At 71.0% G+C, this 17,761-nt stretch carries 14 protein-coding genes and 1 tRNA gene; 5 read left to right on the top strand and 10 right to left on the bottom strand.

Features of this window, described 5'->3' with window-relative positions; all coding sequences use genetic code 11:
- The first annotated feature begins 187 nt into the window (after positions 1-187).
- Positions 188-2,344: a TonB-dependent receptor gene (locus tag ASF28_RS11910; RefSeq protein ID WP_056092510.1), complete on the top strand. Its 2,157-nt coding sequence runs from the start codon at positions 188-190 to the stop codon at positions 2,342-2,344.
- A gap of 39 nt (positions 2,345-2,383) precedes the next feature.
- On the opposite strand, the gene ASF28_RS11905 is transcribed toward ASF28_RS11910, so the two are convergent.
- On the bottom strand, positions 2,384-3,016 hold the full coding sequence (locus ASF28_RS11905; protein WP_056092507.1) for an alpha/beta hydrolase: 633 nt from the start codon (positions 3,014-3,016) through the stop codon (positions 2,384-2,386).
- Between the two features lie 63 nt (positions 3,017-3,079).
- Positions 3,080-4,009 carry a VOC family protein gene (locus ASF28_RS11900; RefSeq protein ID WP_056094101.1) on the bottom strand — a complete coding sequence of 310 codons (930 nt, stop codon included), beginning with the start codon at positions 4,007-4,009 and terminating at the stop codon, positions 3,080-3,082.
- Between the two features lie 107 nt (positions 4,010-4,116).
- Here ASF28_RS11900 and ASF28_RS11895 point away from each other — a divergent pair, with 107 nt between their 5' ends.
- Entirely contained in the window at positions 4,117-5,097 is a 981-nt protein-coding gene (locus ASF28_RS11895) for a LysR family transcriptional regulator (protein ID WP_056092504.1), read from the top strand.
- Positions 5,098-5,213: 116 nt separating this feature from the next.
- On the opposite strand, the gene ASF28_RS11890 is transcribed toward ASF28_RS11895, so the two are convergent.
- From ASF28_RS11890 to ASF28_RS11875, 4 genes are all read right to left on the bottom strand, one after another.
- The gene (locus ASF28_RS11890) at positions 5,214-8,672 is read right to left on the bottom strand and encodes an SbcC/MukB-like Walker B domain-containing protein (protein WP_056092502.1); all 3,459 of its coding nucleotides are present in this window, start codon (positions 8,670-8,672) and stop codon (positions 5,214-5,216) included.
- A gap of 88 nt (positions 8,673-8,760) precedes the next feature.
- Positions 8,761-9,393, bottom strand: a complete 633-nt coding sequence (locus ASF28_RS11885) for a DUF4194 domain-containing protein (protein ID WP_056092500.1) — start codon at positions 9,391-9,393, stop codon at positions 8,761-8,763.
- 321 nt (positions 9,394-9,714) lie between these two features.
- Positions 9,715-9,981 carry a hypothetical protein gene (locus tag ASF28_RS11880; RefSeq protein WP_056092499.1) on the bottom strand — a complete coding sequence of 89 codons (267 nt, stop codon included), beginning with the start codon at positions 9,979-9,981 and terminating at the stop codon, positions 9,715-9,717.
- Between the two features lie 132 nt (positions 9,982-10,113).
- Complete coding sequence (locus ASF28_RS11875) at positions 10,114-11,490, bottom strand: Wadjet anti-phage system protein JetA family protein (RefSeq protein ID WP_056092497.1); 1,377 nt, start codon at positions 11,488-11,490, stop codon at positions 10,114-10,116.
- A 238-nt stretch (positions 11,491-11,728) separates the two neighbouring features.
- On the opposite strand from ASF28_RS11875, the gene ASF28_RS11870 reads away from it, so the two are divergent.
- Positions 11,729-12,973 carry an acyl-CoA dehydrogenase family protein gene (locus ASF28_RS11870; RefSeq protein WP_056092496.1) on the top strand — a complete coding sequence of 415 codons (1,245 nt, stop codon included), beginning with the start codon at positions 11,729-11,731 and terminating at the stop codon, positions 12,971-12,973.
- A 480-nt stretch (positions 12,974-13,453) separates the two neighbouring features.
- Here the strand turns inward: ASF28_RS11870 and ASF28_RS11865 are convergent, their stop codons facing one another.
- From ASF28_RS11865 to ASF28_RS11855, 3 genes are all read right to left on the bottom strand, one after another.
- Positions 13,454-14,608, bottom strand: a complete 1,155-nt coding sequence (locus ASF28_RS11865) for a dimethylmenaquinone methyltransferase (protein ID WP_056092493.1) — start codon at positions 14,606-14,608, stop codon at positions 13,454-13,456.
- Positions 14,609-14,699: 91 nt separating this feature from the next.
- A complete protein-coding gene (locus ASF28_RS11860) occupies positions 14,700-15,941 on the bottom strand; it encodes a hypothetical protein (RefSeq protein ID WP_056092492.1) in 1,242 nt (413 codons plus the stop codon).
- Between the two features lie 134 nt (positions 15,942-16,075).
- Positions 16,076-16,729, bottom strand: coding sequence for an ABC transporter ATP-binding protein (locus ASF28_RS11855; protein ID WP_056092489.1), 654 nt, complete (start codon positions 16,727-16,729; stop codon positions 16,076-16,078).
- 265 nt (positions 16,730-16,994) lie between these two features.
- Here ASF28_RS11855 and ASF28_RS11850 point away from each other — a divergent pair.
- Together ASF28_RS11850 and ASF28_RS11845 are read left to right on the top strand one after the other, a co-directional pair.
- A tRNA-Ser gene (locus ASF28_RS11850) sits at positions 16,995-17,084 on the top strand.
- Between the two features lie 67 nt (positions 17,085-17,151).
- The gene (locus ASF28_RS11845) at positions 17,152-17,382 is read left to right on the top strand and encodes a DUF6894 family protein (RefSeq protein ID WP_056092485.1); all 231 of its coding nucleotides are present in this window, start codon (positions 17,152-17,154) and stop codon (positions 17,380-17,382) included.
- A gap of 59 nt (positions 17,383-17,441) precedes the next feature.
- Here ASF28_RS11845 and ASF28_RS22985 read toward each other — a convergent pair whose 3' ends face one another.
- On the bottom strand, positions 17,442-17,615 hold the full coding sequence (locus ASF28_RS22985) for a hypothetical protein (RefSeq protein WP_187273104.1): 174 nt from the start codon (positions 17,613-17,615) through the stop codon (positions 17,442-17,444).
- Positions 17,616-17,761 lie beyond the last annotated feature (146 nt).

Below are 17,761 nucleotides of genomic sequence, written 5' to 3'. Positions count from 1 at the left end.
CCGCGCGACACTTGATCAATGACCGAGAATTATTACCATTCTCAACAAGACCTGAGACGGACTTTTATCAGCTGATACCGGTTCATTTATCAGAATAGCATGCCTAAGCATGAATCACGTGCGTCGATCCAAAGGATAGGACGCCGATCGAACGAACCATAATTCGTTCCGGAGAGATCGCCCCGTCATGCATGGAACTATAAATCGAAGATCCTTCGCGATCCTGGCCGGAAGTGCCGGCCTCCTGTTCGCCGGTGGGGCGAGCGCGCAAGGACGGGCGGCGGCCGAGACCGCCCAGGCGGAAGTCAACCTGGAGCAACTCAGTGTCGAGGGGGTCGGCGGCCCGAGCGGCTACCGGACCACGCGGGCGCGCAGCGCGACGAAGACGGACACGGCCCTCATCGACACCCCGCAAGCGGTGACCGTGGTGACGCGGGAGCAGATCCGCGACCAGGGCTTCCAGGGCGTCACCGAGGCCCTGCGCTACGTGCCGGGGGTGTTCCTGCATCAGGGCGCCGCCAACCGCGACGAGGTCGTGATCCGCGGCCAGACCTCGAGCGCCGATTTCTACGTCAACGGCATCCGCGACGACGCGCAGTACTTTCGCGATCTCTACAACGTCGAGCGGGTCGAGGTGCTGAAGGGCCCGAACGCGATGATCTTCGGGCGCGGCGGCGGCGGCGGGGTCGTCAACCGCGTGCTCAAGCAGGCCGACGGCCTCCCACTGCGCGAGATGGTCGTTCAGGGCGGTCAGTTCGGCACCCGGCGCATGGCCGTCGATGTCGGCGACCGCCTCTCGGACACGGCGTTCGTCCGGCTCAATGGCCTGTTCGAGGACAGCGGCACCTTCCGGGATCACGTGGATCTGCGCCGCTGGGGCTTCAATCCGACGGCCACCCTGCTCATCGGCCCGGACACCACCCTGAAGCTCTCCTACGAGTACTTCCACGACGACCGCACCGCCGACCGCGGCATTCCCTCGCAATTCGGACGGCCCTACCGCTACCGCCGGAACATCCGCACCTTCTTCGGCAACCCGGACCTCAGCTACGCCCGGGTCGACGCCCACATCGCGACGGCGACCCTCGACCACCGGTTCGCATCGGGCGTCGAGCTGCGGAGCCAGGTCCGGTACGCCGACTACGCCAAGGCGTATCAGGTGGTCTATCCGAGCATCCGGGCGGGCGGCGCCGTGAACGCGGCCGGGACCACCCTCGAACTCAGCGCGTTCAACAACGACACGCCGCGGACGAACGTCTTCAACCAGAACGACTTCACCTACCGGTTCACCACCGGGCCCCTGGCCCACACCCTGCTCGCCGGGTTCGAACTCGGCCGTCAGGAGGGCATCACCTACCGGGAGGACGGCGTCTTCGCGACCACCGGGACGCAGAGCCTCATCGTCAACCCGCTCTCGCCCCTGTCGCGGGTCCCGGTCAGCTTCCGCAACCTCGCGTCCGGCGCCAACAACCGCTACGATCTCGGCCTGGCGGCGGTCTACGCCCAGGATCAGATCGAGATCGGGCCGCATCTGCAATTGATCGGCGGCCTGCGCTACGACCACTTCGACTTCGCGTCCACGGACCGGCGCAGCGGCATCACCAGCACGCGGGTCGACGACCTGCTGTCGCCGCGGGCCGGTGCGGTGTTCAAGCCGGTAGAGACCCTGGCGTTCTACGGCAACGTCAGCGTGTCCTACCTGCCGTCCGCCGGCGACCAGTTCGGCGCCCTGACGCCCGGCCTCGCCATCGCCGAGCCGGAGCGGTTCGAGAACCGCGAGTTCGGCGCGAAGTGGGACGTGTCGCCCACCCTCCAGCTCACGGCGGCCCTCTACGACCTCGACCGCTTCAACCAGCGCCTGGCGGACCCCAACCGTCCGGGGTTCTTCCTCACCAGCGGCCAGACCAACGCCAAGGGGATCGAGATCGGCGCGAACGGCACTCTCACCGATTGGTGGCAGGTGGCGGGCGGGTACAGTTTCACCGATGCGCGCATCGTCAGCGGCTTCGGCTCCGCCCTCATCGTTCCGGGCAACCAGATCGGCCTCGTGCCGTTCAACGCCATCACCCTGTGGAACAAGTTCTCCGTGACGCCAGACTTCTCCGTCGGCGTCGGCGCGATCCACCAGACGCACACCTTCGCGTCGGCCGACAACACCGTCCGGCTGCCCGGCTACACCCGGTTCGACCTCGGCCTGTTCTACCAGGTCGGCGATGGGCTGCGGGCACAGCTCAACGTCGAGAACCTCCTCGATCGCGCCTATCTCGCCAGCGCCGACGGCAACAACAACATCAGCCCCGGCGCGCCGCGCCTCGTGCGGTTCCAATTGGTGGCGAGCTTCTGACCCCGCGGTGGGACGCCGGCCGCGCCGCCGGCGTCCATCTCAGGCCGTGAGCCCCGCCAGCCAGGTCCGGACCGCCGCGAGGTCGGCCCGGGACAGGCCGTGCCCCGCGGGCAGCACCGTGTGCTGGACCACGGCGCCGGATGCGCGAAAAGGGTCGGCGAGCGCCCGCGCATTCGCCTCCGGCACGATGGGGTCCAGGGCCCCCGAGAGCATCAGCACGGGCAGGCCCGTGAGGTCGGGCTCCGGCAGTACGGCCAGGGGCCGCATCGGACGCAGGAGCACGGCCCCGGCGAGGACGCCCGGATGCAGCAGCAGCACGGCGGCGGCGATGTTGGCGCCGTTGGAGAAGCCGAGGGCCACGGGGGCGGGGAGACCGTAGGCCGTCCGCGCCTGACCGACGAAGGCCGCGAGATCGGCGGCGCGCCGGCGGACGTCGTCCTCGTCGAACACGCCCTCGGCGAGGCGCCGGAAGAAGCGCGGCATCCCGTTCTCCAGCACGGGACCGCGCGGCGACAGCAGGGCCGATCCCGGCGCCACTTCGCGGCCGAGGGGCAGGAGGTCGGATTCGTCGCCGCCGGTGCCGTGGAGGACGAGCAGGGGCGGGCGGTCCGCCACCGTCGCCGCCTCGAAGCGGTGGACGAAGGCGAGGGATTTCGGGGCGGACGCGGTCATGGCGGCTCTCCGGGGCGATGCATTTGGCGGGGGCCGGCCCGCAGGGGATGCGGGCCGGGGGGTTCAGGCGAGGGGCGGCAGGGCGGCTTCGATTTGGGCGCGGTGCGGCTCCAGACCGGCGGGCAGCTTCAGGCCGGTGCCGAGGTCGGCCACGGCCTCGTCCGCGTCGAAGCCCGGCACGTCGGTGGCGATCTCGAACAGCACGCCGCCGGGCTCGCGGAAGTAGACCGAGCGGAAATAGGCCCGGTCGCGCTGCTCGGTGACGCCGAGGCCGTGGCGCGTGGTCAGCGCCGCGACCATGGCCGCCTGCGCGGCGTCGTCCGCCGCCCGGAAGGCGATGTGGTGGACGGAGCCCGCCCCCTGGCGACCGCGCAGGGACTCGCCGACCGCCCGCAGGGTGACGAAGCCGCCCTCCGTCGCCCCGCTGGCGTAGCGGGTCGAGGACCCTTCCCGCGCATCCTCGGTGAAGCCGAGGATTTCGGTGAGGATCGCGGCCGTCGGCTCCGCCTCGCCGAGCAGCAGGGTGACCCCGTGCAGGCCCCGGATGGCGTGCTCGGCCGGGACGTCGCCGCCGGTCCAGGCCGCTGCATCGTCCAGATCAGGGACGCCCACGAGGGCCAGCATCATCCCGTCGGGATCGCGCAACCGCAGGGTCGGCTCACCCATCACCGCGACGGGGGCCTCGTGGACGACGCCCGCCTCGACGAGGCGCTGCAGCCACCAGCCGATGGAAGCCCGCGGCACCCGGAACGCCGTCTCGCTGGTCTCGCCCACACCGACCCGGCCGGGGGCCGCATGGGCGATGGGGAAGAACGTCAGGATGGTGCCGGGCCGGCCGGTCTCGTCGCCGTAATACAGGTGGTAGGTGCCGGGATCGTCGAAATTGACGGTCTTCTTCACCAGCCGGAGGCCGAGGGTCTCCGTGTAGAAACCGAGGTTGCGCGCCGCCGAGCCGGAAAAGGCGGTGACGTGGTGGAGGCCGTGATGGGTCATGTCGCTGGCGGTCATGGGTCCGTTTCCTTCTGCTGGAAACAACATGGCCCTTGCCGACACGCGCGAAAACGGAAACGATGGAAACACATCGTTTCCGGAATGCGCATATGAAGCTCCCCGATTTCGAGGCCTGGGCGGTGTTCGCCAAGGTGGCCGAGACCGGCTCGTTCGGGCAGGCGGCCCGCGACCTCGGGGTCTCGCCCGGCACCGTGTCGAAGGCGGTGGGACGCCTGGAGGCCCGCATCGGCGCCCGCCTGTTCCACCGGACCTCGCGCAAGCTGGCGCTGACGGAATCGGGCCTCGCCGCGCGGGACGGCGCGGCCCGGCTCCTCGCCGAGGGCGAAGCGGCGGAGGCTGAGGCCCGCGACGGGGCGGCGGCCCCGCGCGGGCGGGTGCGGCTCGCCGCGCCCATGTCGTTCGGGGTGACGCACGTGGCGCCCCTGCTGCCGGACTTCCTGGCGGCGCATCCGGGCCTAACCATCGACCTGCATCTCAGCGACGCCCTCGTCGACCTCGTCGGCGGCGGGTTCGACATCGCGTTGCGCATCGCGGCGCTGGCCGATTCGTCCCTGCGGACGCGCCGGCTCTGCACGGTCCACCGCTCCCTCGTCGGCGCGCCGGCCTATCTCGACGCGCAGGGCCGGCCGACGCATCCGCACGACCTCGCCCGCCACGCCTGCCTCGGCTACGCCTACCTGCCGAGCCCCGACCGCTGGCGCTTCCTCGGCCCGGACGGCACCGAGGCCGTGGTGATTCCGGGCGGGCCGCTACGCGCCAACAACGCCGATGCGTTGGCGCCGGCCCTGCGGGCCGGGCTCGGCCTCGCCGTCCAGCCCGACTTCATGCTGTGGGACGACCTCGCGGCCGGGCGCCTGGAACGGGTCCTGCCCGGCTGGTCGGCCCCGCCCATCGCCCTCCACCTGATGACGCCGCCCGGCGATCCGCGCCCGGCGCGGGTCACGGCGCTCGCCGACTACCTCGCCCGCGCCCTCTCGGCCGCGCCCTGGGCGCAACCGGAACGACCTTCCACGCAGGGATTTCCGAACGAGACGCGGGTCCCTTCTCCTGGAAGGAGAGGGACAGGGTGAGGTGTGTGGATTCTCCGGAGAGTTCGCACACCTCACCCCAACCCTCTCCTTTCAGGAGAGGGAGCGCGTCGCGTCTGACACCGGCCGGTGCGCGCTTCCGCTGAATAGAACCGATGTCACGCCGCAGCACCGGGCAGGCGAAACCCCTCGATCCCCTGGCGTTCCGGGTTGATGGCGGCCAGCGCGCGCTTGGCGGCCTCAAGGGGGTGCTCGGATTCGATGCGCACGCCCTTGAGGTCCGGGCTCTTGTAGACGGTGACGATGGTGTCCATCACCTCGGTGAGGGTCGTGCGCTTGTCCTCGGGCGCGGCGATGAGAAGCTGCAGGCCCCAGGCCTGGTAGAGATCGACCAGGGCCTGGGAGTTGCGCACGTCGAGCTTCGAGAACGCCTCGTCGAGGAGACAGAGGCCCAGCCCCGGATTCTCGTCGCCGGGCCGGTCGCCGGGATAGTAGGCCGAGGCGAGGGAGGCCGCGATGGCGACGTAGAACGGCGCCTGCGCTTCGCCGCCGGAGCCGCGCAGGGCCCGGTTCGACATGGTGGTGCGGTTGCCGGCGGCGTCGCGCATGCCGATCTCGTAGACGAAGTAGTTGCGGTAATCGGCCAGCCGCGCCGCGCTCTCCTCGCCGGCGATGAGGGCGGAGATCTCCTCGATGGCCGCCGAGAGCGGGCCGTCGGGGGGCGTCGTGCCCTCGCCCGGCAGGATTGCCTGCGCCGCGTCGGGCGAACGCGCGACTTCCGTGGCCAGCGCGTGGACGGCGGCGTAGCGGCGGTCGACGGCGGCCTCGAAGGCGTAGGTCTGGCCGGTGAAGGTCTGGCTCGACAGGCGCTCGTTCAGGGCGTCGAGGCGGGCGCGGACGCGCTCGAACTTGTCGGCGAGGCGCGTCAGCAGATCCTCGGTCATGAGGCGGCGCATCTCGCCCTCGGCGCGCACGGCCTGGTCGCGGTAGCGCCGCAACTCGTGGCCCGCGACCTCGTCGTAGGCGCGCCGGGTCCAGCCGTAGCCGAACGAGGCCGGGGCGTCGCCGCGCCCGAGGGGATTGTCGATGCGCCACTGCACGCAATACTCGGCGAGATCCCGCTCGGCGGTGCGCCCTTGCGTGCGGGCCGTCTCCAGGGCCTCGCGGGCGGCGCTGCGGGCGGCCGCGGCGGCGGCCCCGAGTTCCTTGGCGTCGAGGCCGGCGAGGTCGGCGCGCGCCTTCGCCACGGCCCTCGGATCGAACCCCTCGGGGCGCACCAGCCGGATGCGGACGGTGTCGCCGCCGACCCAGCGGGCATGGGCCGAGCGCCGGGCACCGAGCGCCGCGCGCGCGGCCTCGCGGGAGGACGCGACCTTGGCCTTCAGGCCGGCTTCCTCGCCGAGCAGGGCGTCGCGCTTGGGCTCCAGCACCTGCACGAGCTCGGTGAGGTAGGCCGAGCGCTCCTTGGCGAGTTCCTTGAGCTCGGCTTCGAGGGCGCCGGTATCGGCCTTCTCGACGCTCTCGCGCTCGGTGGCGAGGCTGCGGCGACGGCCCTCGAGGGCGTCGCACTCGGCCCGCAGGGCCGGCAGATCGATGGGCGCTTCGGCCAGACGGAGCCTGAGCCCGGCGGCGATGCGGGCGGCCTCGCGCAGGACCCCGGCCTCGCCGCGCAGGCGCCGCGCCTCGGCCACCGCCCGCTCCATGGCCTCGCGGCCGGCCTCGGTCGGGCCGCGGCTGCCCCGCGTCATCATGAGCTGGACCGGGCGGACGACCGAATAGGCCATGCCGGAGGTCGAGCGCCCGCTCGGGGCCACGGCGCGGCTCATATGGGCAAGGGCCGCATCGTCGGGGGCGAGGTCGTAGCCCCCCAGCCGCGCCGCGAGGAACGCCTCGGCATGGGGATCGCGGGTCTCGATCATGCCGAGGGGGCCGTCGTCGTAGCGTCCGCCCCGGCGCCGGGCCGTGTCCGTGGTCTTCACCAGAAGGCAGCGGTAGAACTGCGCCTTGCGGGCTTCGAGATGGGCGAAGGCCTGGTTCAGGCGGTCGGGCTGGACCACCAGGGCCTCGCGGGCGCCGCCGAGCAGGCCCTCCAGGGCCATGCCCCATTTCGGCTCGACGATCTCGGCGAGCTCGCAGACCGGCACGGCGTCGATGCCGAGGCGGGCGAGTTCGTCGCGGAACGCCGCCACGTCGGAGGACAGGCGCGCGCCCTTGGCCGCCCCGCCGCCGGCGAAGGGCGCCGACAGGGCCTGCGCCTCCGTTTCCGCCGCGCGGGCGCGCAGGGCCATGTCCTCGGCCGCCGTGTCGAGGGGACCGGCGATGTCGGGCAGGTCGATGAGCCCCGCCACCAGGCCCCCGAGGGGACCGTCCGAGCGCAGGGTTTCCTCCGGCGGGGCCTCGCGGCGGAGCCCCGCGCGGGTGCAGGCCTCGACGAAGCGGGCGGCCCCCGCGTCGATGCGGCGGATTTCGCCGATCACCGCCGACAGGCGTGCTACGTCGTGGATCAGGCCAACGAGGCCGGTGACCCGCAGGGTCAGGTCGCGTCGATCGCGGGTGAGAACGGACAGGCCGGCATCGGAGGCGGCGAGGCGTCCCTGCGCGTGGGTCCCGGCCATCATCGCCTTCTTGGCGGCGATCTCGCCGTCGATGTCGCGCACGAAGCCCTGGCTCGTCGTCACGCTCTCACGGGCGATGCGCAGGCGTTCGGCCACATCGGCGAGGCCGGTGCGGGCGGTGGTGTGTTCGACCACGCGGCGGCGGAGATCGGCGCCGGCGGCGCGCAGGTCGTCGAGGGCGGCCGACAGGCTCGCCTCGGCCCAGGTCTCGTAGCGGGCGAGGATGCGGCCGAGATGCGACAGGCGCCGCTCCAGCTCCTCGATGGTCTCGAGCAGGCGGCGCCAGTTCTCCACGGACTGGCGGATGCGGGCGACATCGAGGGGCTCGGGCTCCAGCACGAAGGAGCGCACGAAGGCGGAGGAATCGAAGATCGGCTTGAACGCCACGGCGTTGGAGAAGGTGCGCAGGAAGTGGCGGGGTTCCGGCACCGGCGCGCCCTCGCGCAGGAGCCCGAGCACCTCCGCCGTGAAGCGCTCGCCCGAGGCACGGAACTCCTCGAACGTTTCGGAGCGGATGCGCAGGTCCTTGGCGATCTCGGTCCAGGGCGCGACGAAGGAGCCGTCCGGGGTCTCGCGGACGTAGTCGGCAATCTCGAAGCGGTGGCCGGTGCAGACGAAGCGCGACAGGGTGGTCTCGCGGCTGTCCTCGGCCCGTGCCGCGAGCGCCAGCCCGACGGAGACGACGCGGCCCGAGACCGGGTTCTCGAACACCAGGACGATGAGGGTCTCGCAGGCCTCGCGGGTCGGTCGCCCGCCCTCGGCCGGGTCGCTGATCCAGCCGAGGCAGTAATCGCGCACGGTGCGGGCGGAGCGGCCGGACGCCGAGGCGTTGAGGGCCAGCCGGCTGGCGTTGTTGCCGGCCAGCACCGTGCCGACGGCGTCGAAGATCGTCGACTTGCCCGCCCCCGTCGGCCCGACGAGGGCCGTCGCGCCGCGGATGCGGATCTGCTCGCGCCGGATCAGGTACCAGTTCGAGAGGGCGATGTCGGTGAGGCGATACACGAAGGCCGGATCGTCTTGTCACGCAGCGAAGGATCGTCGGGCCTTCGGTCGCATGGGCGGGGGCGGCGAGGCAAGCCGGCCGGACCGATCAGGCCGCGTCATCCCCGGCGGAAGCCCAGGCCCGGACATGCTCCATCCAGGCGTCGGGCGAGAGCACGCCGATGCCGGGCAGGACCATCAGGGGCGTGAGCTTTTCGGTCTTGTCGCGCTCGCCCAGGCGCAGGGCGCCCTTGCGGGAGAACAGGCGCAGAATCTCCAACAGGCGGGTCTCTTCCGGAGGGTCGCTGCGGGTGGCGGTGCGGATCGATTCGGCGATGTCGTCGGTGGTGCACTCGACCACCCCCTCGGTGGTGACGCGGTGATCGCGCAGGCCCTCTTCGTAGGCGAGCCGCAGGGCGAGCAGCACCAGGGTCTCGTCCTTACGCAGGCGCTCGGCCTGGCCGTCGTGGCGCACGCCGTCCGCGGGCACGCGCAAAAACACCATCTGGTCGCGGTGCGAGACCTCGAAACCGTACCCGAGGCAGGCGAAGTAGCCTTGGAAGAACGGCGCGTAGTGGCGGGCGAGGTCGTAGGTCCGGCCGATGCCAGGGGTGCCGGAATAGACGCACTGGCTCTTCAGCAGCACCTGCAGGGCGCGGGTCAGCTCCTCGTCGGAGGGCGCGCGGGCGCCGGGCGGCGGCGGCTCGTCGCCGTCGACGATGGCGCGGAAGGGTTCGAGCATGGCGGTGGTCCGGGACGCGAACGGAGCGCCGTGTCTATCCGTCCGGGCGGCGCGGCGCCAACGGGTCCCTCTCCTGGAAGGAGAGGGACAGGGTGAGGTGTGGGACTTATTCGGAGAGTTCGCACACCTCACCCCAACCCTCTCCTTCCAGGAGAGGGAGCCCCGGTGCGCCTCCCGCCCCCGTCCGGATGCCTGACGCTGCATGGAATCGGCCCATTCGCAGTTGTGTGAATCCTGTAGCCTTCCAGGAGAGGGGGGACCGGGGCGCTTCACGCCAATCGAGGAAGCCCTTCCCTCGCCCGAGGTAGGACGCCGCCCGGCTCAGGCGGCGGCGGCTTCGGCCTTGAACAGCGAAATGCTCTTGGTGTCCCGGTGCATGCTCAGGATCGAGGCGCGGTCGAGGGACGGATTGGCGGCGAGCACCCGGCGGACCTCGGCGACGATGCCGTCGTAGCGGGCGGCGTCGTAGTTCTGCTCCAGGGGGCTCACGGCGATGTAGGTCTCCACCACCAACACCCGCTCGCAGCGCTCACGCCCGACCTCGACGGCGACCCAGGCGGATTTGATCAAGCACTTGCCGGACACCATGGCCCATCTCCCGAAGACGCCGCATCCTTTCGCGGGTCACCGGCAGGATGAACCCTGTCTTCGCAGATGCCAAGGGCAGTCGTCAGACGAAAGGCCGAAGTCTCAGCTATCGCCGTTATTGCAGCGCACCAATCAGCGGGTCCGCTCCAGCAGGAAATCCGGGCAGTCGAGCCAGCCGTTGGCGACCCGGCCCTCGACGCGGGACAGGCGGTAGCGCCCGCTCAGGCTGCCATCGAACAGCACGTCGATCTCGCGCAGGCGCTGGAACACCACGAAGGCGTCGACGTCGGCGATGGGCATCTGCGAGCCCCGGATGGCGCCCTTGCGCCCGAGCCTGTCCTCGACGAAGTCCGCCATCCGGTCCGGCGTCACGGCGACACGGTGCCGGAACGCGTCCTTGGCGGCGATGAAGGCCTCCACGGCCGGATCGAGGAAGAGTTCCGGCAGGGGCTCGCAGTCGATGGGCGGGCGCTTGAGGCGCGGCGCGTAGAGATGCACGGCGCCGATGGGCGGGCGCAGGAGCGAGATCCCGGCGGGCGGCATGTCCGCCATCGCCTCGGGCGCCCCGGCGACGGCGCGGAGCGCCGCGGCCGTGCGCTCGATCCGGTCGGAATCGCGGTGGTCCATGTAGCGTAAGGCCGCCGCGATCCGCCGCTCCAGGCGGGCGACGATGTCGGCGACCGCGTCGAGGTGGCGGTCGAGGCCCTCGAAGATCGCCAGGATCTCGGCGAGATCCGCGCGCACGGCCCGCTCCGCCGCCTCGACGTCGGGCGCCCGGCCCTCGCGCAGGCCCGCCTCGGCGAGGGCCCGCAGGGTGAGGGGGTCGCGCAGCGCCCGGCCCGCCTCGCGCACGATGCCGGAGCGGAACCGGAACGGGTTCAGGCGGGTGTGCAGGGTGCGGTAGTCGCTGACGATGTGGCGGGCGACGAACTCGTCGAAATAGAGCCGGAAGGCGGCGCGCTGGTCCTCCTGGGCCAGGATGCGGGCCTCGATCTTGCGCATGGAGCCCGCCAGCGTCCGCAGGTGGCTGAGGAAGGCCCGCGACGCCTTGGCGGCGTTGACCAGGGCCTCGGAGCGCTCGGCCGGGTTGGCGGTGGCACTCTCCAGGCTGCCGAGCACGTCGAGGACGGCGCCGCCGTAGGAACGGGTCTCGCCCCGGTCGAGGCGGGCCAGTTCCTCGATGAGGATGCGGGCCTCGGGATCGAAATCCACCACCGGCACGTAGCGCTCGCGCCGCTCCACCAGCCAGCCGGCCTCGAGCAGGCGCCGATAGACGGCGGAGCGCCGCTCGATGGGATCGACGGGGGTGGTCTCGTCGTCGGCGATCTCCCCTTGCGCGTAATCGGCGGAGAAATCGCCGATGGCGGCCAAAAGTTCGGTCTTGCGCAGGGCCTCGGCCGTGTCGCCGAACACCCGCGCGTGCAGGTGCAGCAGCAGGGCCGCGTTGAAGGCCCGGCTCGGGGAGGCCAGCGGCCGGAACAGGTCGTCGGAGAGGCGGGTGAACAGCATGACTGGGGCGGACGACAGCCCGTCCGGGCGGCGGCTGTCAATCGATCCGGAGGCCGCGACGGGACCGATCGGGCGCTATCCCGGGGGGAAGTGCGTCCTGGGGGGAAGTGCGTCCCGGGGGGAAGTGCGTCCCGGGGGGAAGTGCGTCCCGGGGGACTTGGGTGGCGGGCACGCCGTTATGCTAGGAGCGGGGCAAGGCGCCGCGCGAAGGCGTCGCGAAAACATCACGGGAGACCCCATGCCGAAGCCGGATCGCCAAGAGTCCCGTCCACGTCAAGAGCCCCGTCCGCCCGAACTGGCGACGCCGTGGCGCACGGAGGCCCGCGCCGCCCTCCAGGCCGAGGCCCGGGCCTTCGCCCGCGACGTGGTGATGCCCATGGCCGACGAGCTCGACCGGCAGAAGGCCGAGATGCCGCGCAGCCTCATTGAGGCCATGGCCGAGAAGGGCTGGTTCGGCATCACCATCCCGAAGGAGCATGGCGGCCTCGGCCTCGGGGTGTTCGAGTACTGCCTCGTTTCCGAGGAACTGGCGCGGGCGTGGCTCTCGGTCGGCAGCATCCTGGCGCGGGGACAGGGCCTCGGCACGCAGGTCCTCGACGCCGCGCGCCGGGCCGAGCTCCTCGCCCGCTCGGCGCGGGGCGACTGGATCGGCAGCATCGCCCTGTCGGAGCCCACCGCCGGGTCGGACCTCGCCGGGGTTCAGACCCGGGCGGTCCGCGAGGGCGACACCTGGGTGCTCACCGGCACCAAGCGCTGGGCGGGGTTCGCGCAAGGGGCCGACTTCGTCGAGGTCCTGGCCCGCACCCGCGATCCGGAGCCCGGCGAATCCCGCTCGGCCGGCCTGGAGCCGTTTCTCGTGGTCAAGCAGCCGGGCACCTTCCCGGACGGCATGACCGGCCAGGTCATCGACAAGATCGGATACCACGGCTTCCTCACCTTCGAGCTCGCCCTCGACGGCGTGCGGGTGCCCGAGAGCGACCGGCTCACGGGCCTCTACGGCGACCAGGGGGCGGATGCCGATTCCGGCGGCTTCGCCTCGGTGCAGCGCGGCCTCAACATCGCCCGCGTGCACACGGCGGCCCGCGCCGTCGGCGTCGCCCGGGCAGCGGTGGAGGATTGTCAGCTCTACCTGCAGGAGCGCGAGCAGTTCGGCCATCCCATCGGCGACTTTCAGGCCCTGCGCTTCGCCCTGGCCGACATGGCGGCCGAGGTCGCTCAAGCACGGGCGTTCTGGCAGCAGGTGGCCCACCTGCTCGACGCCGGCGAGGCGGCCGAGAGCGAATCGGCCATGGTCAAGCTGCTCGCCACCGAGATGGCCGTGCGGGTGACCAACCAGGCGATGCAGCTCCACGGCGGCAACGGCTACACCACCGAGCGCCGGGTCGAGCGCTACTGGCGCGACGCCCGCCTCACCACGATCTTCGAGGGCACGAGCGAGATCCAGCGCCGGATCATCAGCGACCGGATGCTGCCCCGGCCGTGAGCGCGCGGCCGGGGCGGGGGTTGTTGCCTCATGCGGCGTCCGGCTGATCGCCTCACTTCGAACTTCGAGTTGCCGGTCGCCGCCAGATGACGCGGAGCGCGGGTCCCCTCTCCTGAAAGGAGAGGGACAGGGTGAGGTGTGGGACTTATTCGGAGAGTCCACACACCTCACCCCAGCCCTCTCCTTTCAGGAGAGGGAGCACCCGTGAGCCTCACGCCCGCATCCGGATACCGTCAGGGGTCCTGTCTCTGCACGAGATCGACCCATTCGCGATTGTGTGAATCCAGTACCCCAAACAGGAGAGGGAGCACCGGTACGCTTCAGGCCCGCATCCGAATGCAGTCCGATGCCCCGCCTCCGCACGGGATCGTGCCATCCGCAGGTGTGTGACCCAGTCCCCTTCCAGGAGAGGGAGTCTGTCGTCCTCTGCGCCGACTTATGAAGGCTCGCGAAAGCGGCCCCAAGTAATGTGGATCGGGCCTACCCCTTCCAGCCCTTCAGGGCGGCAAACGGGCTGCTCGACGGGTCGGGCGGGGGCGGGTTGAGGATCGGCTCGACCTGGGCGACGGCGTCGGCGAGGGAAAAGGCCGAGCCCGTGGGCAGCTTGCCGCCGGCGGCATCCTTGTGGCCGCCGCCGCGGAACCGGCGCGCGCCTTCGAGGGCCGTCTCGTCGTTGGAGCGGAACGACATGTTGCCCGTGCGCTGGACGTTGAGGACGCGCTTGGCCTTGCCCGCGTCCATGATGAGGTCCGAGACCCGCTGGAACGTCCCGGAATCGAGGCCGAACGACAGGTAGGTCCCGTCCGAGAGCGGCTGGAACAGGTCGGAGCGGGCGAGCACCCGGGCGATACGCATGCGGGTGGTGAGGCGGGGATCGTCGGTCCCGTCGCCGGCGAGGTAGCCGTCGACGATCCCCGTGCGGATGGCCCCGACCGCCGCTTCGAGTTCGGCGGGCGAGGCCCCGGCGCGCAGGCGGCCGGCGAGGGCGACGAGAAGGTCGCTGACGAAACGGTCGTGCCAAGCGTGGCCGATGGGTACGAGGTTGGAGACGTTGTCCCAGAACACCTCGTCGAGGGCGTGGCCGCCCGGGAAGGTCGGCCGGTCCTTGCGCCACAGGTCGACGGCGTCCACGGCCTCGACGAGGGCGAGGAGGTCGGCGTCGCCTTGCGTCGCATCCGGCGCATAGAGGGTGCGGCGGTGATAGGCGAGCTTCGTGGCGCAGCGGCCCTCGTCGATGAGGACGACGATGGCCGGATCGTCGAGGTCGAACCGCATCACGCCGGGGTCGTCCGGCTCCGGCACCGGTTCGAGGGCCTGCTCGCGCAGGCGGTCGATGGAGGAGGCGTGGTGATCGAGGACGATGAGGCGGTGCCGCTCGGCCTCGGCCCGGCCCCGGTTCATCGCCGCGAAGTTGCGGATGAAGGTCACCGCCACGGGCTCGAGGCCGAGATCGGTGAGGATCAGGGTCTCGGGCTGGCGCGTCCGGCCGAGGCGCTTCAGCTCGCCCTCGACCACGGGACCGACGTCGCTGTAGCGCGGCACGTGGACGATGCGGGAGACGGGCACGAAGCGGCCGACGATGGTGGAGGCGCCGTAGCCGTCGAGGTCGTGATGGGTGATCTGGGTGACGGTCAAGACGGGGTCCTCGGCGAGCGGCGCACCGGGCTTATGACGGGTTTTCCCGCCGGCCGCGACCCGAACCGTCGCGGCCGACGACCCGAACGGCTCAGGTGGTCTGCTTGCGGGCGAACACGGCGCCGGCGAACAGGACGGCCGCGCCCCCGGCGATGAGGCTGATCATGAGGAGGCGGCGGGGCTGCTGGGCGGATTCGGCCTTCACCGGCTGGACGATCATGCTGAAGAACTCGACCTGCCGGCTGGCGATGATGCGCGAGCGCTCGTAGGCGGACAGGACCTTGGCGAAGTACTTCTCCGCCTCCTCGCGGTCGCTCTCGAAGGCCTCGAACTTGGTCAGGGCATCGGCCAGGATGCGACGCTGCTCCGGGTCCTCGCTCGCCGACTGGCTCTCGATGCGGGCGATGGCGTCGTCGAGATCCTTGATCTGGGACTTGATGTCCACGATGCGGCGGGATTCGGGCCCGAGGTCGCGCTGGCCGAGGCTGAGCTGGACCGCGAGGTTGATCCGCGCCGTGCGCAGCTCGCCGATCACCTTGAGGTTGCCCTCGTTGGTCTTCTTGGCGTCGAGGACGCCCTCGCGGTTGCGCAGGCTCGCCAGGGCGAGGCGGATCTTCGTCATCCGCTCCTCGGCGAGCTTCAGCTCGCGGGCGCTCTCGGCCACGGCGTCCGCCCGGGCCCGGTCGCTGAGCGCATTCACCATGCGCTCGCTCTCCTTGAGGATCGCCTGGGTGAGGGCCAGGGACTCGGCCGGGTCGAAGGCGTTGACCGTCAGGCTGATGATGCCGGAGCCGCTCTCGATCTTCGTGGCGACGCGCTCGTTCCAGTAGTGCACGAAGCGCTCGATGGGCTTGTCGGCGTTGAAGCGCGAGAGGTAGTCGATGCCGTCCCGGGCGAACATCTCGCGCACGGGCAGGTCCTTCTCCAGGACCTCGATCATCGGACGGCTGTGGATGTAGTTGATCGCCACCAGGCTGTCCTGGGCCACCATCTGGGAGACGACGCCCTTGCTGGTGCCGACCTGATCGGACGAGGCCTTCTCGGTGGAGCCCAGGGCCGGCCGCAGGGCGAAGCGGGCCTCGGTGACGTAGCGGTCGGAGGCGAGGAGTCCGTAATAGATCACCCCGAGCAGCGTCGGCAGGGCGAAGCAGAGGGCGAACAGGATCGGGATGACGGGGTCGGACTTGTTGTGGCTCTGGTAGGACCGGATGCCCTTCTTGCGGTCGGCGAAGCGCGAGACGCGCGCGACCTGGCGCAGGGACTCGGCCACGGCGTGCGAGCGGTCGGCGGTGGTGACGGGCTGGCCCGTGGGGGTGCGGATCTCGACGCTCATGTCTCGACGCTCATTGGGCCTTCGCCGTCCGTTCCGTTCGGGGCGCCGCCCTCCGCCGCGCGCCGATGATCCCTAGTCCGCCGCCGAAACGGCGAAAGCATGTCCGAGGGCGCGCCGCGGCGGGCGGGACGGCCTCAGGCGTTGAGGCGGCGATAGACCTCGATGGCGTCGTTGACGTCCTCGTACAGGATGGCGCGCCCGTTGATGAGCACGATGCCCTGCTGGCACCAGGTCCGGATCGTCTCCATGCCGTGGGAGACCATGATCACGTTGGAATTGACGCGGCGGGCCGCGAAGGCCTCCTCGCAGCGCTTCTGGAAGCGCGCGTCGCCCACGGCCGTGACCTCGTCGATGAGGTAGCAGTCGAACGGGATCGCCATGCTCATCCCGAAGGCGAGGCGCGAGCCCATGCCGGAGGAGTAGGTCCGGATCGGCACGTCGAGGTAGCTGCCGAGCTCGGAGAAGTCCTCGACGAATTCGAGCACCTTCTTCGGGTCCTCGCCGTAGATGCGGGCCACGAAGATGATGTTGTCCCGGCCCGTCATCTGCGGGTGGAAGCCGCCGCCGAAGCCGAGCGGCCACGACACTCGCATGGTGCGGTTGACGCGCCCGCGCGACGGGGCCTCGGTCCCGGCGATGAGGCGCATCATGGTGGACTTGCCGGCGCCGTTGATCCCGAGGATGCCGTAGCTCACGTTGGGCTTGAGCGTGAACGACACGCGCTCGAGGATCGTCCGGCGGTGCCCGTCCGTCCGGTAGATCTTGGTGACGTTCTCGAAACGGATCACGGTCGGCTTGGCGCTCCGGCGGGCTCGTGCCCGGGGAAGCCGGACCCGCGAACGATCGCCGACGAAAACGGCGAATCTGAGGGCCCCCGGTCCCGGCGCGCCCAGGCGCGGCCGGCCAAAAATCGTCACGTCGCGCCCTGAACCGTGGAATCGCGCCTTGCACCCCGCCGAGACGGCTTGTACAGCGTGCCACCCGCGCCATCGCGGCGACCCTGCAGGCCCCCGGTTCAACCACCCGGACGCCGTCGGTCGCGATGCGGGGGCTGGAGGGGTGGCCGAGTGGTTGAAGGCGCACGCCTGGAAAGTGTGTATACCGGAAACGGTATCGCGGGTTCGAATCCCGCTCCCTCCGCCACGCCTCAACCGCACCACACGATGAACCGGCCGGACGACATCCCGGCCCGGCGATCGGCGTAATCGCCATGCCGGCCTACCGCTTCACCGTCACCATCGACGATCACGCGCCGCACGAGCCGGTGTTCCGGCATCTGCGCGATGCCGATCAGGCCTTCGACGAGGCCGGGCGGCTCGCGCGGGAGATCTGGGCGGCGAGCGGCGACCAGCGGCTGATGCGGGCCGTCGTCGTCGTCACCGACGCGGAGGGGGAGATCGTCCTCGAATTCCCCTTCACGGAAGCCATCACGGGGCCCTGACATGCAAACGGCGCCGGTGGCAGGAGCCGCCGACGCCGTCCGCAGTGAACGAAAAAAACTCAGTCGAGCTTCGAGGCTTCTGGGCAGGCGGCCCGGATGGTCTCCGGCAGGGCGGCGAAATCGATGTAGCCGGCCTCGCGCGCCATGGCGTCGAGGGCCGCCACGGCATCGGCGGCGCTGCCGGTCCACAGGACGGCGCCGTTGGTCTTCTGCTTGATCTGGAAGATGCTCATGATGCGTTCGCCCAGGCTGCTGCGGGATGCTTGAGGTCAGAACGCGCGAGGGCTGCCGCGGTTGCGGCCCTGCGCCCGCGCCTTCGTTTTTCCCGCCGCGTCGCCTATGATCGCGGGCCGGAACGATGCGGGAACGCCTTGAAAAG

Origin of the sequence: Methylobacterium sp. Leaf99 (assembly GCF_001422375.1) — a bacterium.
Taxonomy (GTDB): Bacteria; Pseudomonadota; Alphaproteobacteria; order Rhizobiales; family Beijerinckiaceae; genus Methylobacterium.
Note: the sequence above shows the minus strand (reverse complement) of the source record. Positions and strands in the feature narration are given on the sequence as shown.